Annotated in this window: 16 protein-coding genes; 4 read left to right on the top strand and 12 right to left on the bottom strand. The window is 68.5% G+C overall.

Annotation, left to right across the window (positions count from 1 at the left end):
* Positions 1-161 precede the first annotated feature (161 nt).
* The 5 genes from SLP03_RS26185 to SLP03_RS26165 form a co-directional block, all read right to left on the bottom strand.
* Positions 162-1,934 carry a hypothetical protein gene (locus SLP03_RS26185; protein WP_319463292.1) on the bottom strand — a complete coding sequence of 591 codons (1,773 nt, stop codon included), beginning with the start codon at positions 1,932-1,934 and terminating at the stop codon, positions 162-164.
* Positions 1,935-2,001: 67 nt separating this feature from the next.
* Positions 2,002-2,265, bottom strand: a complete 264-nt coding sequence (locus SLP03_RS26180) for an acyl carrier protein (RefSeq protein WP_319463291.1) — start codon at positions 2,263-2,265, stop codon at positions 2,002-2,004.
* Positions 2,266-2,292: 27 nt separating this feature from the next.
* Positions 2,293-3,516 (bottom strand): pyridoxal-dependent decarboxylase, exosortase A system-associated, encoded by a 1,224-nt coding sequence (locus SLP03_RS26175; RefSeq protein ID WP_319463290.1) that lies wholly within the window; start codon positions 3,514-3,516, stop codon positions 2,293-2,295.
* The gene (locus SLP03_RS26170) at positions 3,513-5,078 is read right to left on the bottom strand and encodes an acyl-CoA ligase (AMP-forming), exosortase A system-associated (protein WP_319463289.1); all 1,566 of its coding nucleotides are present in this window, start codon (positions 5,076-5,078) and stop codon (positions 3,513-3,515) included. Before SLP03_RS26170 ends, SLP03_RS26175 begins: the two co-directional genes overlap by 4 nt.
* Before the next feature lie 28 nt (positions 5,079-5,106).
* Positions 5,107-5,964: a hypothetical protein gene (locus SLP03_RS26165; RefSeq protein ID WP_319463288.1), complete on the bottom strand. Its 858-nt coding sequence runs from the start codon at positions 5,962-5,964 to the stop codon at positions 5,107-5,109.
* Positions 5,965-6,453: 489 nt separating this feature from the next.
* Here SLP03_RS26165 and SLP03_RS26160 point away from each other — a divergent pair, with 489 nt between their 5' ends.
* Positions 6,454-8,697 (top strand): glycosyltransferase, encoded by a 2,244-nt coding sequence (locus tag SLP03_RS26160; protein WP_319463287.1) that lies wholly within the window; start codon positions 6,454-6,456, stop codon positions 8,695-8,697.
* Positions 8,694-9,365 (top strand): polysaccharide deacetylase family protein, encoded by a 672-nt coding sequence (locus SLP03_RS26155; protein ID WP_319463286.1) that lies wholly within the window; start codon positions 8,694-8,696, stop codon positions 9,363-9,365. Before SLP03_RS26160 ends, SLP03_RS26155 begins: the two co-directional genes overlap by 4 nt.
* A gap of 11 nt (positions 9,366-9,376) precedes the next feature.
* On the opposite strand, the gene SLP03_RS26150 is transcribed toward SLP03_RS26155, so the two are convergent.
* The 6 genes from SLP03_RS26150 to rfbA all read right to left on the bottom strand — a co-directional run bounded on the left by SLP03_RS26150 (position 9,377) and on the right by rfbA (position 15,333).
* Entirely contained in the window at positions 9,377-10,309 is a 933-nt protein-coding gene (locus SLP03_RS26150; protein ID WP_319463285.1) for a glycosyltransferase family 2 protein, read from the bottom strand.
* 196 nt (positions 10,310-10,505) lie between these two features.
* Entirely contained in the window at positions 10,506-11,858 is a 1,353-nt protein-coding gene (locus tag SLP03_RS26145; RefSeq protein ID WP_319463284.1) for a UDP-glucose/GDP-mannose dehydrogenase family protein, read from the bottom strand.
* Positions 11,859-11,929: 71 nt separating this feature from the next.
* Positions 11,930-13,381 (bottom strand): sugar transferase, encoded by a 1,452-nt coding sequence (locus tag SLP03_RS26140; RefSeq protein WP_319463293.1) that lies wholly within the window; start codon positions 13,379-13,381, stop codon positions 11,930-11,932.
* Positions 13,341-13,556, bottom strand: coding sequence for a hypothetical protein (locus SLP03_RS26135; RefSeq protein WP_319463294.1), 216 nt, complete (start codon positions 13,554-13,556; stop codon positions 13,341-13,343). Before SLP03_RS26135 ends, SLP03_RS26140 begins: the two co-directional genes overlap by 41 nt.
* Before the next feature lie 269 nt (positions 13,557-13,825).
* The gene (locus SLP03_RS26130; protein ID WP_319463283.1) at positions 13,826-14,449 is read right to left on the bottom strand and encodes a dTDP-4-dehydrorhamnose 3,5-epimerase family protein; all 624 of its coding nucleotides are present in this window, start codon (positions 14,447-14,449) and stop codon (positions 13,826-13,828) included.
* Positions 14,446-15,333, bottom strand: a complete 888-nt coding sequence (gene rfbA, locus SLP03_RS26125; RefSeq protein WP_319463282.1) for a glucose-1-phosphate thymidylyltransferase RfbA — start codon at positions 15,331-15,333, stop codon at positions 14,446-14,448. Before rfbA ends, SLP03_RS26130 begins: the two co-directional genes overlap by 4 nt.
* A gap of 85 nt (positions 15,334-15,418) precedes the next feature.
* Between rfbA and rfbB the strand changes: the two genes are divergently transcribed.
* Together rfbB and rfbD are read left to right on the top strand one after the other, a co-directional pair.
* On the top strand, positions 15,419-16,432 hold the full coding sequence (gene rfbB, locus SLP03_RS26120; RefSeq protein WP_319463281.1) for a dTDP-glucose 4,6-dehydratase: 1,014 nt from the start codon (positions 15,419-15,421) through the stop codon (positions 16,430-16,432).
* Entirely contained in the window at positions 16,429-17,316 is an 888-nt protein-coding gene (rfbD, locus tag SLP03_RS26115; protein WP_319463280.1) for a dTDP-4-dehydrorhamnose reductase, read from the top strand. The genes rfbB and rfbD overlap by 4 nt, the downstream gene beginning before the upstream one ends.
* Positions 17,317-17,348: 32 nt before the next feature.
* Here the strand turns inward: rfbD and lhgO are convergent, their stop codons facing one another.
* Positions 17,349-18,755 carry an L-2-hydroxyglutarate oxidase gene (lhgO, locus tag SLP03_RS26110; protein ID WP_319463279.1) on the bottom strand — a complete coding sequence of 469 codons (1,407 nt, stop codon included), beginning with the start codon at positions 18,753-18,755 and terminating at the stop codon, positions 17,349-17,351.
* Between the last annotated feature and the right edge of the window lie 269 nt (positions 18,756-19,024).

Here is a 19,024-nt window from a genome sequence, read left to right as displayed (position 1 = left end):
CATGCCCGTGGTTTCTCTGCAGTGATCGGCTTGCCTAGACAACAGGCATGATCACCGAGAGCCACGGGCACCCTCACGCCGGGGTCCACTCAGGACAGCGCAGCCCCCGCCAACTTCGAAGACCCACAATGGGGCGATCGAGGCGGACGCCCAGCGGCTCCTCATCGGGCGGTCGTCTGGTCCGACGCGGCCAACAGGTTGACCAGAAAGGCGACGGTCGTTGGCTCAGCCGGCGCACCCGCGAGCAGGTCGTCAAGCCAATCGTGGCGCAGTATCGGCATGTCGTACAACGCGCGGCACACCTGCGGCTCGGCCCGCCAGTGCGCCAGCACCAGCGCTCCCATTTCTGCCGCGCCCAGCTGAGCCTTTCGACCGTGGGTCAGCCGCTGCCGAACCTTCTCGGCGGCCTTACGCGCGGTCGCCGTTCCGGTAGCGAGGCGCGTCACGACCGACCGGGTGCCCAGCCGCGCAGGAGTCAAGCCCGAGTCGAGAGGCACACTGGCGAGCTCGGAATCCAGCCGCGTCATCAACCGCCCGAGGAGCAGCGAGTTGCGCTTGTCCGCCGGCGCCACAGCCAGCGCCAGTTCGATGAATCGCCGATCGAACATCGGGTTGATGTAGTGGCGCCGTACCGCGGCGACCGTGCCGTGCAGGCCGGCCCAGCGGTACATGCGGTGGTACAGGTAGAAGTCATCCGTGGCCCGCAACCAGTCGCCGGCCGGAAAGAGCTCTTTCAGGCTGGCCAGCGTCGTCTCCTGCGCCCGGATCCGGAAGTCCTCCGTCAGAGCCTTCGCCTCGACCGCTTCGTTGCTGAAGAGCCGCCACCGCGCCAGGCGCTCCACGAGATGGCCCGACGCCGTCGCGCCCGTTGGCTGCCCAGCGTAATAGAAGCCTCGCGCCACCTCGCCCCCCAGACCGCCAAGGCGGTGCCCCTGGTCCAGGTGCGCCTCGGCCAGCAACAACGGAGCGAGCGCGAGCGGACTGGCCTGACATTCCAGCTGTCTGGCCGCCGCCAGCGCCAAGGTGTGGGCCTCCCGCGGCGTGGGCGGGCGCTGCTGATCGAGCCGGTAAACCTCGTGCCGGAGGCCGTAACGGGCCGAGAGCCGGGCGGCGATCCGAACGTCGGGGCTGGTCGGGCTGCCGAGCGTGAGTGCTGCGAGTCCTGTCCTCAGCTTCGCGGGGATCGCGGCGAGCAGAATGCGGGAGTCGTGGCCGCCGGTGAGCTGCAGGATGGTGTCCGGGTGATCCTCCAAGTAGTTGCTCTGCCAGCGGTTGAGAATCTGCGCCATCTCGTCAACGGCATCGTCCAGCGCAGGTGCCCGGTCAGGCCGGTCCGGGGGGTCCGCGTACCGCCGCTGGCGCAGCGATCCGCCGTCAAGGGTGGCGATCGTAGCGGGTGGCAGCGCTCGGACATTCTCGAAGATGGTGAGCGTGCCGACCTGCCAACCGATCATGGCTTGGGCGCCGAGACCGACCGGATCCAACCGGCCGCCCGCCAGCACGGCAAGAGTGCGGGCGCTGGTCGAGACGGCCGCCACCCCGTCCCCCTGCCACCAGTAGATCTGTCGGAACCCGAGCCAGTCGCCGGCGACCACGACCGGCGCACCGGCGCGCTGTCGATGCGCGGCGGCGAAGGGCGGCAGGAGTGACGTCAGATCCCCACCGCCGGTGATCATGCCGGCCAGCTCGGCCGTTGGCACGTCCCGCTCCGGGGTACGGGCGGCGCGGTTCAACCGCACCGTGAACCCCGCCCCAGGCTCGGCCAGGAGGTCGCCCGGGTCGCTGCCGGCAAATGCCACCCAGCCGTCCTCGGCCTGGTCGACGCGGACCACGCCAGCCTCGTCGTCGCGTAACACGCCAAGTGCCTGGTCAACGACGCCGCGCAGCGAGTCGGCAGCGTGCGGCGCGCACGAGACGGCGAGAAAGTCCTTCATGGAATGCGGAAACCTCCCGGCGCGGCCTTCCGCCACGAGCCTGATCGTGTGCTACCTGTCAACGCGCTCAACGGGCCTTCGCGGCGACGAACTCGGCGAGGCCGCCGAGCGTCTCGAAGAGCTCGGCGTTGACCTCGTCGTCGTCGAACCGAATGTCGAACCGCTCCTCGATGGCGGCGATGAGCTCGACCACGGCCATCGAGTCGAGTTCGGGCAGGCCGTCCAAGAGCGGCGTCGACGGGTCGAGCGTGTCGGCGCGGTCGGAGATGCCGAGCGTCTCGACAACCACGGACTTGACGTCTGCGAAGGACGCGGTGCTGGTCGTACCCATTGTTTCTCTCCTCGGATCGGGCCGAAATCAGACAAGCACCTCGGCGGGCAACGGATGGCTGAGAAAGGCGGTGGGACTGGCTGTCAGACCGTACGCGCCGGCTTGGAAGAGCACGACGAGGTCGCCGACCTCGGCCCGCGGCAGGGTGACGTTGTCGCCGAGCAGGTCCAGCGGGGTGCACAGACAACCCACCACGGTCACCTGTTCCCCCGGCTGGTCCGCCCATCGGTTGCCGATGGCGAGCGGGTAGTTGCGGCGGATCACCTGGCCGAAGTTGCCCGACGCGGCCAACTGGTGATGCAGACCGCCATCCACCACGAGAAACGTCTTGCCGCGCGATTCCTTCCGGTCCACGACGCGGGTCACGTAGACGCCGCACTCACCGACGATGTACCGGCCCAGTTCCACGATGATCCGGGCGTCGGGCAGCTTCGGCCGGATCGATCCCTCGATCAACTCCCGCAGGTTGGCTCCCACGGTCGCGAGATTCAGCGGCTCGTCCTTTGCGAAGTAGGGGATGCCGAAGCCGCCGCCGAGGTTGAGGTAGCGGATCGGCAGAGGCGACTCGTCGGCCAACCGCAGCATCAGCTCAACCGTCTGCCGCTGGGCCTGGCAGATGCTCTCCGCGCGCAGGTTCTGTGACCCCGCGAAGACGTGGAAGCCCAGGAAATCGAGGTCGGCGTGGGCCAGTTCCTTGAGCAGCGCCGGCACCCGCTCCGAGTCGATCCCGAACTGCTGCGGACCGCCGCCCAGGCGCATGCCCGAGCCCTTGACTGAGAAGTCGGGGTTGACCCGTATCGCGACTCGCGGCCGGATACCGAGCCGACCGCCGGTGGCGACCACCCGCTCCGCCTCGGTTTCGGACTCCAACTCGATCGTCGCACCCGCGGCGATGGCCTGGGCCAGCTCGGCGTCCGTCTTGCCCGGGCCGGCGAAGCTCACCAGGTCCGCCGGCATCGGCGTGTCCAGCGCGGTCCGCAGTTCCAGCCCGGACGCCACGTCGAACGCATCCACCAGGCCGCTGAGGTGCTGGACGACCGCCGGCATCGGGTTCGCCTTCACCGCATAGCTGATGTTCACCCCGGCGGGCAGCGTGTCCCGGAGCAGCTGCACCCGGCGGGTCAGCAGCGCCCGGTCGTAGGCGAAGAACGGGGTGCTGCCGACCCGTTCGGCGAGCCGGTCGACCGGAATGCCGCCGATGAGGAGCGCGCCGGAGCGGCCCTCGAAGGAGGCCAGGGCGGGGTGTGTCACCTGGTCACTTCCTCGCGAAGAAGGTTTCGGTCGTACTTTCCGTTCGGGGTTCGCGGCAAGGCGGCGCGCCGCACGATCTGCTTCGGCACCATGTAGAGCGGCAGTCGTTCCCTCAACTCGGCCAGCAGGCCGGCCTCGCTGAACTCCTGTCCGGCCGCCGGGCTCACGACGAGCGCCACGTGCTGCCCGATGCGCGGATCGTCGACACCCAACGCCACCGCGTCGCCGACCAGACCGGTCTCGTAGGCGACCTCCTCGACCTCGGCTGGGCTCACCCGGTAACCCGAGGTTTTGATCATCTCGTCGTTGCGTCCGACGAAGTACAGGAACCCCTCGTCGTCGCGTCTGACGATGTCGCCCGACCAGACCGCGATCTCCGGACGGAGTGCCCCCTCGCTGCCGGGGGCCGGGCGGAACCTTTCCGCCGTGCGCTCCGGGTCGTTCCAGTAGCCCATCGCGACCAGCGCGCCTCGGTGCACCAGCTCGCCCTCCTCGCCCGGATCGGCGAGCGTCCCGTCGGGTCGGACGACAAGGATCTCCACATTGGGGATCGCCTTGCCAATCGAGTCGGGCCGGCGGTCGACCTCGGCGGGATCCAGGTACGTGGACCGGAAGGCCTCGGTGAGGCCGTACATGAGGTACGGCTTGGCCACCGGGAAGATCTGGCGCAGCCGGTCGAGCGTGGCCTTCGGCATTCGACCGCCCGTGTTGGCGATGTAGCGCATGCGCCGGAGAGCCTCGTCTGGCCACCGTTGCTCGGCGAGCTGCAACCACAGGGGTGGAACGCAGGTCAGTCCGGTCACGCCGTGCTTCGCGCAGAGCCTCACCACGTCACCCGGGAACAGATAGTTGACCAGCACGACGTGAGCACCGACCGTGAACCCGGTGGTCAGCTGGCTGAACCCGGCGTCGAAACTCAGCGGCAGCGCCGCGAGGATCACGTCGTCGGCGCTGTTGCCCAGGTAATCGCTGACGCTCTCGGCGCCGGCGATGAGGTTACGGTGCGAGAGCACGACGCCCTTGGGCTTTCCGGTGCTGCCGGACGTGTAGAGAATGGCGGCCGGATCGGCATCGATCACCTGCCGGCCCGGCACGCCGCCGCTCGCGGCACCCAGCCCCGCCCACGTCGAGACCGTGTAGCGGGTGTGCGACGCGGTACGCGGCGGGGGCCCGATCAGCACGACGTGCTCCACCGACTTGGCCTCGGCCAACTCGTCGCGCAACAGGTCGAGACGCTCGGCCGTAGTGATCAGCACCCGAACGGCGCAGTCCGCGAGGATGTAGCCGACCTGCTTGGGGCGAAGCAGCGGATTGACCGGGACGAAGACTCCGCCGGCGGCCGAGGTGCCGAACACCGCCTCCACGGTCTCAGGCCGCTTGTCGAGGTAGACCGCCACCCGCTCGCCCCGCTTGAGACCGAGGCGCTCCAGACCCGTCGCCACGCCGACGACGTTCCGCCAAAGTTCGGCGTAGGTCAGGGTCACCTCCTTGAAGGTGAGCGCGGGTGACCGGCCGTGTCGCCGAGCGGTCGCGGCCAAGAGGTGGTGCAGTCCCGTACGCATCGCAGGGCTCGCTCTCTTCGGACCGGGTTCACCAGCTGACACAGGCCAACTCGCTGTAGAGATAGTCGATCTGATCCGGTGTGAGGTGGTCGCTCTTGAACATCTTCCGGCGGGGCGACCCGAGCATGATCGAGCCAGCCGGCCGCTCCCCCACCACCCTCAGTTCGGCCAGGGTCGCCAGCGCGCCATGACGGATCAGCAGGTGCCGGGCGAGTGGGCGGGCCAACCGACGGAACAGCTCCTCGTCGCTCACGTACAGGATCGACGCGAAGACCGGCAGGTCCTTTCGGCGGTCCTTGCGGAACATGACGTGGCAGTGCCCGCCGCCGTGGACGAGCAACAGGTGCCGTGCCGCGCCCGTCGCCACGTGATCCTGATAGATCTCGAGTTCGGACGGGGTCAGCGTGGCCTGAATCCGGGCGGGATCGCTGCTGATGACGGACCGCCCGGGCCAGGACGGCCATGGCAGGTTGGGCACCAGGGCCGTGGCGGTGTCGAGGAAGCTGAAGCCGAGCCGGGCGTTGAGCGGCACCACGTTGCCACTCGGCGACAGGTCGGTGAAGTGGTATCCGTCCTGCGACAGCAACGCCTTCAGCAACCGCAGGCTGTGGAACCGGTACTGCGGCAGCACACACCAGGCGCCCAGGTTGCAGAACCGCTCCGGCCGGCCATCGATCCACCGCTCTGAATAGAAGGCGAGGTAGACGCCCACCACGCCCTCGTCGGCAAGCAGCAGGAAGCCGTGATTGGGCCCGTCGACCTTCCATGGGACGAGCATGGCTCCGGCCCAGGCGTCCACCGCTACCCGGCGATTGAGGTGCCGGTGGAGGAACTCCGCGGCCGCCTGCACCTCGGCTCCGGTGATGGGGAGAACCCGCACGGCCATCTACGTCCCCATCCCAGGTCCTCTTTCCCCGCGCCCCGAACGCGCCAACGCCGACCGTAACCGGCCCGGGCGACGATATCTCGCAAGGCCACTCGGCCGGCTCGCATTGCCGGGTTCCCGTCACCTGTAAACGCCCAGTGGCGATCGGCCTTCTGATCGACTCCGCTCGACCAAATCCTGATTCGATCTCCGAACGGATGATGTTCGTTGGCCGAAGAGCGCCGCAGCCCCCGTCGCGCGCACAACGCAAAGGGGCCGTGCGCGCCGTAACCCGCGATAACTGTCCCGCTCCGACGGACCACAGTGGCAGGCAATGGCGGCAGCCGTTTACTCGCATCACCCAGGAAGGCGAGGCAGCGACGCATGAAATGGTTTCGATAAATTCCCTTGCAAAGAATCCGACACTGATGATCCGGGGCGGCGCCTTGTTTGCCGTCCGCACGGTCCGGCAGTGTTACCGGCATCACTGTGGACCGTTTACAAGGGGAAGTGATCCGCACCGTGAAGGATCGACCTCATGTCACCATCCTCATCGCCAACCTTCCCGCCGAGCGTGACCGTCGCGTCATCCGTGAGTGCCTGAGCCTGGAGGCCAACGGTTTTGACGTCACGGTGATTGCGCCCCGCGGAGACAAGAACCTCCGGATCCTGCCCGGCAGCAGGGGCACCCGGCTCAAGCCCTATCCGCTGATTGTCTACGGTTCAGGTGTCGTCTCGTTCGCGGTGGAGTTCGGCTGGTCTTTCCTGTGCATCACGATACGACTGCTCGGTGAACTGTTCAGTGGGCGGGCACATGCCGTTCAGGTGTGCAACCCCCCCGACGTCTACTTTCCGCTCGCGTTGATCTGGCGGGCACTCGGTCGTCCGTGGGTGTTCGACCACCACGACCTCTGCCCCGAGATCTACGCCGCCCGCGCCGGCGGGTCCGCCAACAAACTGGTGTTCCGCGCGCTGGTCATGCTCGAGTGGCTCACCCTTCGGACGGCCACAGCGGTCATCGCGACGAACGAGTCCTTCCGCAAGAACGCCGTGCGCCGAGGCGTGCCGCCGGAGAAGGTCACCGTGGTGCGCAACGGCCCGGCGACGAACGAAATCTCCCGAGACGGGAGCCCGGTTCCGGACCGACAGGACGACGACGTTCACAAGGTCGTCTATCTCGGTGTCTTCGGTCGGCAGGACAACGTCGACGTCGCGGTGCTGGCCGCCGAGGAGCTGGCAAAGCGGCGGAGCCGCAGAGACTGGCGGATGGTTCTCGCCGGCGACGGCGAGACGATGGTCAGCCTCACCAAACTCGCCGCCGAACGTGGGCTGAACGATCTCGTCGAGTTCACCGGCTGGCTCGACGGGCCGGCGGTCGACTCGCTGCTGCGCACGGCCACCATCGCGATTCAGCCCGACCTACCGACTCGGATGAACCATCTCTCCACGATGGCCAAGACCGTCGAATACCTCGGCAGAGGCATCCCCGTCGTCGCGGTCGACCTGATCGAGACCCGGCGGACCGCTGACGCGGCCGCTCGCTACGTGCCGAACGGCTCACCCGCTGAGTTCGCCGAGGCCATCGACGGACTGCTGGACGACGCCGCGCAACGCGAACAGATGCACGATGTCGCCCTGAGCCGCTTCACCACGATGCTCGCCTGGGAACATCAGGCACGGCAGTACGTATCCCTCTGGCGGCGGTTGCTCGCCCGTCGCCTGGGCCAGCCGGTCGCGGCAGGGCCGGACGCGCCGAGATCCCCGCGGAGCACGACGGCCGACCAGCCCGCCGCCTCGCCTCTGGACGCCCCCCGTGCCAGCGTCGTCATCGCGGCGCACAACGAAGCCGGCGTCATCGGGCGCTGCCTGGACACGCTGATGGCAGATGCGAGAGACGGCGAGTTCGACATCACGGTGGTCGCCAACGGATGCACCGACTCCACCGCGCAGATCGCCGGGAGCCGACCGGGGGTACGGGTCGTCGAGCTTAGTGTGGCGGGCAAGCCGGCCGCGCTCAACGCGGGCGACGAGGTTGCGGTCGGCTTTCCGCGCATCTATCTGGACGCCGACGTCGTGGTGACGACGGAGGGACTGCGGCTCCTCGCCGATGCCGTACGCCCGCCGCTCGGCGCGGCTGCCAGCCGGGCGCTGGCGGCCGTTCCCCGCCGGGGGCTGGACCTGACCCGCCGGCCGCTGCTGATACGCGCCTACTTCGCCATCCATCGCCACCTGCCCACCTTCCGCGATGGCCTGTTCGGGCGGGGGGTGATCGCCCTCTCCGCCGAGGGGCGGAAACGGTTCAAGACCATTCCTGACCTGGTCGCCGACGACCTGTTCCTCGACTCCCTGTTCGAGCGGTCCGAAAAGCGGGAGGTCTCGGGGGTGACCTCCCTGATCGCCACGCCACACCGCATTGGTGACCTGGTACGCCGGCTCACGAGAGTGCGCAGCGGCAACGCGGCCATGCGCGCCACCGCCTCGAGCGAATCAGCCCCGACGAGGGTACGTGCCGCGAGGCGGCTCTCCTGGCTCCGCGACGTCGTCCTTCCTCGGCCCTGGCTGGCGCCCGCCGCGGTCTGCTACGTCGCGATCAGCCTGGCCGCGGCGTCCCGGGCACGACGCGTGGGCCGGGGCGGGCAGACCTGGGAACGCGACGAATCGTCGCGGGGTGTACCGGCCGTCACGTCGCCTGGCAGAGGACGCGAGCCGGCCGGGAGCATTCCGGCCAGCAGGTTTCAATTGAGGGACGAATGACAGCGGACGACCGGATCATCAACATCTGCTTCCACGGAATCGGCGAGCCCGGACGGGACCTGGAACCGGGCGAGGACCGGTACTGGGTCGGCAGCGATCAGTTCCTTGCGATCCTCGACGAGGTGGCGACCTGGCCTGCCGTACGGATCAGCTTCGACGACGGCAACATCTCGGACCTGCGATTCGGGCTTCCCGCCCTGATCGAACGGAACCTGACGGCCGACTACTTCGTGCTGGCCGGTCGCATTGGCAAGCCGGGCAGCCTCGGTGAGTGGGACGTGCGAGAGTTGCACCAACACGGCATGACCATCGGAACTCACGGCAGGTCACACCGATCGTGGCGCGGCATGGACCCGAGAGCCGTTTATGACGAGCTGGTGGTGGCTCGAAAGCGACTGGCCGCGGTGTGCGAAGCGCCGGTCGACCTGGCCGCTTGCCCGCTCGGCCGTTACGATCGACGGCTCCTGGCCGAGCTGCGGCGCCTCGGCTACACGCGCGTGTTCACCAGCGACCGTAGAACGGCCGGTCGACGGACGTGGCTTCAGCCGCGCTTCAGCGTCCGGCGGGAGGACACGCCGGCGTCGCTGCGCGCCGAGGTACTGGCTCGGCCGAGCCTTCTCCGCCGCAGCCGACTGAGTGCGATCGGGATCGCCAAACGCCTCCGGTGACCGGTCGGGTTCTAGGCAGCCGGACGGACGCTGTGCGGTCCCGGCGTTTCCCGGAACCTGGCCGGGCTGAGGAGTGCGCGTACGGCGGCCTGACTCGGGCGCCGACGCAGCAGGGCGCGGCTCAGTTCTCGGACGAGCAGGGCCGCCCAGAAGGCGGCGGTGGCGAGGCGGCCGTGGCGACGGCGGTAGAGGCGTACCCGGTTGAGCGTCAACAACGCCCACAGGCCCGGCGACTGCCGGGAATCGCCCTCGAGGTGCACGGCCTCAGCGGCGGGGGTGAATCGGGTGACGAAGCCGGCGTCCCGGGCCCGCAGGGCGAAGTCGGTCTCCTCCGAATAGAGGAAGAAGTACTCCTCCCACGGCGCGCATCGGCGCCAGCACTCAGCGCCGATCAGCAGCGTTGAGCCCTCCGCCCACGCTGTGATCGCCTCGTTGGCGTAATGCCGGTGATCGGTGACCGTCTCGCCGAGCGCCGGATACCGGCCCGCCCGCTCGGCGCCGAGGACCGCGTCGCCGAGAGTGCGCGGGATGCTGGGCTCTCGCCGCATCGTGAAGATCAGTTCTCCGTCGCCGTCGACCAGCCGTGGCACGGCGATACCGGTGCCCGGCGTTCGGAGGACCTTGAGCAGCTCGCAGCCGCATCCGGCACCGAGCCGGACGTCCGGATTGAGTACGAGCACCGCGCTGTGAGGTTCGGCGGCGGCCACCCCGGCATTGATACCGGCGGCATAGCCCGCGTTCCGTCCCATCTCCACCACGGTGGCGGTCGGAGCGAGCCGTCGCACCGTGTCGACCGTGCCGTCCGCGGAGGCATTGTCGACGACCGTCAGATGCCAGTCGATTCCCTCAAGCCCTGGCCTCAGCGAAGCGATCAGATCAGCGAGAAGCCGCTCGCTGTTGTAGGTGACCACCACCACCGCGATGGTTTCATCGCTGCCGCTCAATCCCGCTCCTCAACAATTGTGAGCCCGCCCCACGAGACCGGCCCGTATATCGTGCCTGGTCAGGGAAATGGATGAAAGGACCGAGTCGGGTAGGTTTGGTGTCGGCTACCGGTCATCGGCCTCGCGCCTGAGTCGGCGCGGCGTCAGTGGAAGGATCCCGCGGATCCGCCGCGCCCGGGTCAGACCGGGCCGGCCGTCAGGGCCGGCCCAGGGCACGGTACTCCCATCCCGCCGCGCGCCATTGGGCTCGGTCCAAGGCGTGCCGGCCGTCGACAATGCGCCGCCTCGCCACCACGGTGCCCAACGCCGCCGGGTCGATCTCCCGGAATTGCGACCACTCGGTCAGCAGCACCACGACGTCCGCGTCTGTTGCCACATCGACGGCGCTGTCACCGTATCTGAGCGCGGGATATGCCCGGCGGGCATTGTCCATGGCAACCGGATCGAACACCCGCACCCGCGCCCCCGCTTGATGCAGGCTGCTCGCAACATCGAGAGCCGGCGCGTCGCGGATGTCGTCCGAGTCCGGCTTGAACGCCGCACCCAGGGCCGCCACCCGGACCCCGCGAAGATCCCCGCCGGCGAGCTCGCGTACCAGATCCACCATCCGCGCCCGACGGCGCTGGTTGATCCCGTCCACTTCCCGGAGGAACGCTACCGCCTGCCCCACCCCCAGCTCATCGGCCCGATGCATGAATGCGCGGATGTCCTTGGGCAGGCATCCGCCACCGAAGCCCAGTCCTGGCCGGAGGAACCGGCTGCCAATCCTCTCGTCGAGTCCCAGCGCCTCAGCCAGGTCATGGACGTCCGCGCCACTGGCCTCACAAACCTCGGCCATGGCATTGATGTACGAGATCTTTGTCGCCAGGAAGCCGTTTGCCGCAACCTTGACCAGCTCGGCGGTCTGCGGATCCGTCACCATCACCGGGCTGCCCTGGCCGATCATGGGGGCGAACACCTCGCGCAGCTGTTGCTCGGCCCACCGAGACGAAACGCCGAACACCAACCTGTCCGGACGCATCGTGTCGTCGACGGCGAATCCCTCTCGGAGAAACTCCGGGTTCCAGGCCAGCTCCACGCTGTCACCGGCCGGCGAGACGGCTTGGATCCGTTCGGCGAGACGGGCCGCGGTACCGACCGGAACCGTTGACTTGCCCACGACCAGCGCCCGCCGTCCAAGGTTACGGGCCAATGCGGTCACCGCAGCGTCGACATGCTGGACGTCAGCCGCAAACGAGTTGGCCAGCTGCGGAGTCCCTACGCAGACAAAGTGGACGTCGCCGAAGTCGGCCGCCTCTTCCAGTGAGGTGGTGAAATGCAGCCGCCCCGAGTCCAACGCCTTGGCGAGCAGCTCGGGCAGCCCAGGTTCGAAGAACGGCACCTCACCCGCGGCCAGTCGCTCGATCTTGTTCGCGTCGACGTCGACGCCGAGAACCTGGTAGCCGAGCGCGGCCATACACACCGCGTGGGTAGCCCCCAGGTAGCCGGTGCCGATGACGGTGAGGTTGGGGGCGGTGGCACCCACCGACTCCGCGAACCCGGTGTCCATGGCTTCCTCCAGACGGTCAGGCGCTACCGACAGCGCCTCGGCGAGCTGTGCGATGACAGGGGGCAGCGCTGTCAGTACGCTCCGGAGCTTCGGATGACGGCGCTCAGCGTGCGGACCAGGATCGCCAGGTCCATCGTCAGAGACCAGTTCTCCACGTACGACAGGTCGAGCCGGATGGACTCCTCCCACGACAGGTCGGACCGGCCGGAGACCTGCCACAGCCCGGTCAGGCCGGGCTTGACCACCAGGCGCCGGCGCATATCCGCCGGATAGCCGGCAACCTCACGGGGCAGCGGCGGTCGAGGTCCGACCAACGACATGTCGCCCTTGAGCACATTGACAAGCTGCGGGACCTCGTCCAGCGACAGCCGGCGCAGCCAGCGCCCGACCCGGGTTACCCGAGGATCGTCTCGCATCTTGAACAGCCCGCCGTCGATCTCGTTGCGGTCGAGCAGTTCCGCCAGACGATCTTCGGCGTCCACGTACATCGTCCGGAACTTGTAGATGACGAACGGTCGGCCGTTCTTGCCCACCCGCTCCTGGCGGAAGATCGCGGGACCACCGGCCCCGGGGCTCATCCTGATCACCAGGGCGATCGCCAGCAGCACCGGGGCGGCGAGAATCAGCAGCAGGAGCGCCGACACGCGGTCGAAGACCGTCTTGACGAACCGCCGGCCGCCCTTCAGACGAGGGTGCTCGACGTGCAGCATCGGCAACCCGTCCACGGGGCGGATGGTGGTGCGGTCGCCGGCCACGTCGACGAGATTGCTCGCGACGATGAGGTCGACGTCGTCAGGTTCCAGTTGCCACCCCAACCGCCGCAGGGCGGCTCCGGCGATCTCCGGGCAGGAGAGCACGACGACGGTATCCGCACCCGCACGAGCGACGGCGGTCGCCACGTCCTCGAACGTACCGAGGATCGGCGGCAGACCAGCCCGGCGCGGTTCCACGAACTCGGCCCGGGGTTGGGGCAGGCAGGCGCCAACCACACCGAGTCCGTGGTAGCGCTCGCGGCTCAGCCTTCTGGTCATCTCTGCGACGGCCAGCTCGTGCCCGACCACGATCACCCGGTGCAGCCGTTCACCGCGTGCCCATGAGCGGTGCAGGTGCTGGCGGACAAGGTACCGCATCGCGACGCCGGCGACGACGAGCAGCGGCATCGCGATGATCACGTAGCCTCGGGCGAGCCGGAAATCGAACGCAAAGGCAACAACCGCCAAGGTGGCGGTAACGGCGAGGCCGGATCGAAATACCCGAGCGTACTCATCATTCCCGACGAAAAGATGGCGTAGTTCATACACTCGGTTGAGGGTGAGAGCGGCCATCCAAGCAAACGGCAGAGCTATGGTAATCCAGAGATGGATTCGGTTATACGGTGCGGCCGTCCCCGGACCGAAGCGAAGGCCCAGGGCCGCAGCCGCCGAGGCCAGTCCCACCCCAAGGTCGACCAAACACAGCGTAATCACATAACGGGACTGCCAGTCACTCCGCGTCGGGCCGGCCGAATCCTCTGGTGGCGCCATCGATCTGCTTCGGATGACCGTAAGGTCGATGACCGGTGCGAGGTCCACCGAATTCACTCTGCCTCCATTTTCGCCCGTCGGTCAGCCGTCCGCCGTTCGGTTTGCCTTCCGGCTCAAGATGGTGCGGTACCCGCGGAAACTGCGCGGCCAGGAGCAAGCCGTCCAGGAAGCGCATGCGAAACCCGCCTGCACTTGAGGATGCTCAACCCAGACTCGCTCCGCCAGCGTAGTTTCGGGCTTTCCGGTCCGGAGTCCAATTGTCGACATTGAAACGGGTGCAGGGCCGCCCGACACGTCGCCGAACCGGCACGATGCAATGGCCCGTTCAGTTGCCGCACATCACCGGTCGGGGCGGTTGGGCGCCCAACTTTCGGAAGTAACGTGCCGATGACGGCCGGCGGGCGACGAAGCGAATGTCCGCCCGTCGCAGGGAACGCTGAAAAGCTATCTTCCGTCGGAGTAGGGCGTTGCGCCCGAATTCAGGCTGGCCACGAATGACCGACAGGTCTGGTAGTCCGGCAGTAGCCCCGCTGTACGTGCCTGAGCAAGGCTCGGCGCGGCTGCGTCCCGGGTCGACAGCAGCGGCACCCGCGCCGGCCAGTCGATCGCCAATTGCGGGTCAAGGGGGTGCACGGCGTGCTCGGCCGTAGGGTTGTAGGTGGTGGAGCAGAGGTAGCTCAGCGTGGCGTCTTCGGTCAGCGCGCAGAAGCCGTGTCCCAGGCCTTCGCCGAGGTAGAGGGCGCGACGGTCGACGTCGTCGAGGCGGCTGGCCTCCCACTGTCCAAAGGTCGGCGAGCCCACCCGGACGTCCACTACCATGTCGATGACCGCACCGCGTACGCACGTCACGTATTTGGCCTGACCGGGCGGCACATCAGCAAAGTGGATGCCACGGACCACCCCTTGCGCGGAGACCGAGAGGTTGCCCTGCGGGAGCCGAAGCGGGTGTCCGACCGCAGCGGCGAGCCGGTCGAAGCGGTACCACTCCATGAACAGTCCACGTGGGTCGCCGTACTGCTGTGGGGTGATCTCCCATGCCCCGTCGATGCTCAGCGGCCGGATCTTCATCGGCGCACATCCCCGCCGTGCTGCTCGGCCAGCAGGCCGAGCAGGTAGTCGCCGTATCCACTCCTGGTCAGCGGCTCGGACAAGGTACGCAGCCGCTCGTCGTTGATCAGGCCGGCCCGCCACACCACCTCTTCGATGCATCCGATCTTCATGCCCTGGCGTTCCTCGATCACCCGAACGAACTCGGCGGCCTGCATCATCGAGGTGAAGGTGCCGGTGTCCAGCCAGGCGGTACCCCGGTCCAGCACCGTCACGGACAGCTCACCCAGCTCCCGGTAGGTCTCATTGACCGCCGTGATCTCCAGTTCGCCCCTTGCGCTGGGCGTGAGCTTGCGGGCGATGTCGACCACCCGGTTGTCGTAGAAGTAGAGGCCGGGCACGGCGTAGCGGGACCTGGGGTGGGCCGGCTTTTCCTCAATAGACAGGACACGGCCGGCCGCATCGAAGTCGACCACCCCGTATGCCCCGGGGTTGGCCACCTGGTAGGCGAAGATCCGCCCGCCGATCAGCCCGCCGTGCCCGGCGAGCTGCCGACCGAGGCCGACGCCGTGGAAAATGTTGTCGCCGAGGATCAGTGCCACGGACTCGGCGCCGATGAAATCGGCACCGATGATGAAGGCCTGCGCGATCCCCGCCGGGCGGGGCTGTACGGCGTATTCGAGCCGCAGCCCGAACTGGTTGCCAGCTCCGAACAGGCGACGGAACTGGTCCTGGTCCTCAGGCGTGGTGATGATCAGGATCTCCCGCACCCCCGCCATGACCAGGGTGGAGAGCGGGTAGTAGACCATTGGCTTGTCGAAGACCGGCATGAGCTGCTTGGACACCGCACGCGTGATCGGCCACAGCCGAGTTCCGGTGCCGCCGGCAAGGAGGATTCCGCGCATGGCCGGAGGCTAGCGGCGGACACGCAACGCTGGTGTCGCCGATGCGACTGAAGCCCGAGCGGAAGTTACGTAGACTCCGGAACTCGTGAGGATCCTCGTCACCGGCGGAGCCGGATTCATCGGGTCCGAGTACGTGCGCATGCTGTTGAAGGCGCCGGGAAGCACCGGTCAGGCCGACCCGCACCTCGAGCCGAGTGCGGTCACTGTGCTGGACAAGCTGACCTACTCCGGAAACCTGCAAAACCTGGCACCCGTCCGTGACGACCCACGACTGCGGTTCCAGCAGGGCGACATCTGCGACCCGGTCCTCGTCAATGAGGTCGTCGCCGGTCACGACGTGATCGTGCACTTCGCCGCCGAGTCCCACGTCGACCGCTCCATCGACGGCGCCGCTCCGTTCGTCACCACCAACGTGCTCGGCACCCAGACGTTGCTCGACTCCGCGCTGCGGCATGGAACGCACCGGTTCGTGCACGTCTCCACCGACGAGGTGTACGGATCCATCGACGAGGGCTCCTGGACCGAGACCTGGCCGCTGGCCCCGAACTCGCCGTACTCGGCCTCCAAGGCCGGCTCGGATCTGCTGGCGCTGGCCTACCACCGCACCCACGGCCTGGACGTGGTGGTCACCCGCTGCTCGAACAACTACGGGCCGTACCAGTTCCCGGAGAAGGTCATCCCCCTGTTCGTCACCAACCTGCTCGACGGCGGCACCGTGCCGCTCTACGGCGACGGCGGCAACATCCGTGACTGGCTGCACGTGCACGACCACTGCGTGGGGATCGCCCTGGTCCAGGAGAAGGGCCGCACCGGCGAGGTCTACAACATCGGCGGCGGCACCGAGCTCACCAACAAGGAGCTCACCAGCCGGCTGCTGGAGGCCTGCGACGCCGGGTGGGACCGGGTCGTGCCGGTCGCCGACCGCAAGGGCCACGACCGCCGCTACTCGCTGGACATCAGCAAGATCAGGGGGGAGCTCGGGTACGCGCCGAGCATCAACCTCGAGCGCGGCCTGGCGCAGACCGTGCAGTGGTACCGGGACAACCGGGCCTGGTGGGAGCCGCTGAAAACGGGCACCAAGCGGGCCGTCGCCGCATGAGCCGGCTGCTGATCACCGGCTCCGGCGGCATGCTGGGGCGGGATCTGCTGGCCGTCCTGCGCTCCCGAAGCGACCTGTCGGTCACGGCCACCACGCGCGCCGACCTCGACATCACCGACCCGGACGCGGCGCGTGCCGCCGTCGCCGGGCACGACCTGGTGATCAACACCGCAGCGTGGACCGACGTGGACGGGGCCGAGGCTCAGGAGAATGCGGCCACCGCCGTCAATGGGGACGCCGTCGCCCACCTGGCCAGAGCCTGCGCCGCGACGGGCACGCGAATGATCCACATATCCACCGACTACGTTTTCCGCGGCGACGCCACCGAACCGTACTCCGAGGACGCTGCCACCTCCCCGGTCAACGCGTACGGTCGCAGCAAGCTCGCCGGGGAGCTGGCCGTGACCCAGCTGCTCCCCGACACCGGCTACATCGTGCGCACCGCCTGGCTCTACGGCGAACACGGACCCAATTTCGTCGCCACCATGCTGCGGCTGGCCGAGGAGCGCGAGTGGCTCGACGTGGTGGATGACCAGTGGGGGCAGCCCACCTGGTCCTACCGGTTGGCGGAGCAGCTCGTCGCGCTGACCGACGCGGCGCTGGCCGGCCACGCCTCCCCCGGCGCCTACCATGGCACCGCCTCGGGCGCGACCACCTGGTACGGCCTCGCCCGCGCGGTGTTCACCCTGCGCGGCCTCGATCCTGACCGCATCCGGCCGACGACCAGCGACCGCTTCCGCCGCCCAGCTCCCCGTCCGACGTACAGCGTCCTGGCCCATCAACGCTGGGCGACCGCGGACCTGCAACCCCTGGCGGACTGGCGCTCGGCCCTGGCCGAGGCCATGGCCGAGGCCATGGCCCGTGCTCCAGTACGGCCCTCGTAGTCGATCGTCAGCAATCCGGGCAATGCGCGAGGTCACGACGCCGATGCCGCCAGCACCTCGCGGCAGATGTGCTCAGCGATGGCGAGCGACGATGTCGCTGCGGGTGACGGGGCGTTGCGGACCAGCGTCACACGCTGTCGCGTCGTGATGCAGAAGTCGTCCACGAGCGACCCGTCGCGGCGCAGAGCCTGGGCGCGAACCCCGGCGGGCGCGGCCACGAGATCCCGGCGCGCGAGTTCGGGCAGATAGCGCCTGGCCTGCGCGAGGAAGTACCGGCGGCTCAGGGACCCGAGCATCTCCCGGGCCCCGGTGCGCCAGTGCTGCCGCGCCATGCGGCGGAACCCGCTCCAGCCGAGCACCTCGGCGAGATCGCGCAGGGACGCGTCCGTGCGCCGGTACCCCTGGAGCGCGAAGGCGAGCACCGCGTTGGGGCCGACGTCCACCGACCCGTTGATGCGCCGGGTCAGGTGGATGCCGAGAAACGGGTACCGCGGGTCGGGAACCGGGTACACCAGCCCCCGCACCAGCCCGGAGCTTCGCTCGGTGAGTCGGTAGTACTCGCCGCGGAAGGGCACGATCCTCGGATCTTCGTCGTCGCCGGTGAGCGCGGCCATCCGACTGGATTGCAGGCCCGCGCACACGATGACGCGGTCGGCCCGAATATCCCCGGATGTCGTTTCCAGAACCGACCCGGACGCAGTCTCCCGCATGGCCGTCACCTCCGACGACAGGCGGACCGTGCCGCCGCGCCGACGCAGGTCGTCCGCGAGCGAACGCGCGACGGCCGCGTAGTCCACGACGGCCGTCGACGGCGAGTGCAACGCGGCGATGCCGGCGACGTGCGGCTCCACGTCTCTCATACCGGCGGGACCGAGCATCGTCACGTCGGAGATGCCGTTGGCCAGCGCCCGTTCGTGAATGTCGCGCAGCCGCACCGACTCGCGGTCGTCGAGGGCCACCACAAGCTTGCCCAGCTTCGCGTACGGGACGCCCTGCTCGTCGCAGAAGTCCTCCAGCAGCCGGACACCGCGCCGGCACAGTCGCGCCTTCAACGATCCAGGCGGGTAGTAGATTCCCGCGTGGATGACGCCGCTGTTGTGGCCGGTCTGGTGCCGCGCGACATCCGGCTCCTTGTCCACCACGACGACGTCCCAGTCGGGTCGTTGGAGGCAGAGCTGTCTGGCAACCGCCAGACCCACTATGCCAGCCCCGATGACCGCTGCCCTCATGACGCGGCCTTGGCGTGACTGATGGCGGCGGCCTTCACCCGCGCGCAAGAACGCAGCGCGCCGTCCGCCCGCTCCCAGGCGCCGCCGTTGTGGTCTCCCGTGATCATGTCCCGCAACCTCCTGAACCCGTGCAGTCAGCGCCGGGCGCATCGCCAGCTCGTTGGGAGTCAGCAGGCCGAGTTGGGTGCCCAGCTTGCCGAAGATCGTCACCGCGTGCTCCGTAGCGAGGGTCCGGCCAGCGTTCGCCGGTCTCCCAACGTCGGGCACTTTTTGACGTTGAGCCCCGTGCCGACCTTCCCCACATGGCTCATCTCAGCACGGATGCGCTCGGGGTTGGCTCGGCGGCCGTGCGCCTGCACGCCGCTCCACGCCGTACCGGCCAGTGGCTCCGCCATCGCACCCTCCACTGCGGTCGCCGCCCGGCGACCGTCCTGTCGCCCAGCCTTCCATCGCATGGCGGCGGAGGGCGGAATCGGCGC

It is taken from the genome of Micromonospora sp. RTP1Z1 (assembly GCF_033804685.1).
GTDB lineage: Bacteria > Actinomycetota > Actinomycetes > Mycobacteriales > Micromonosporaceae > Micromonospora.
This window is presented reverse-complemented; position numbering and strand designations above follow the sequence as displayed.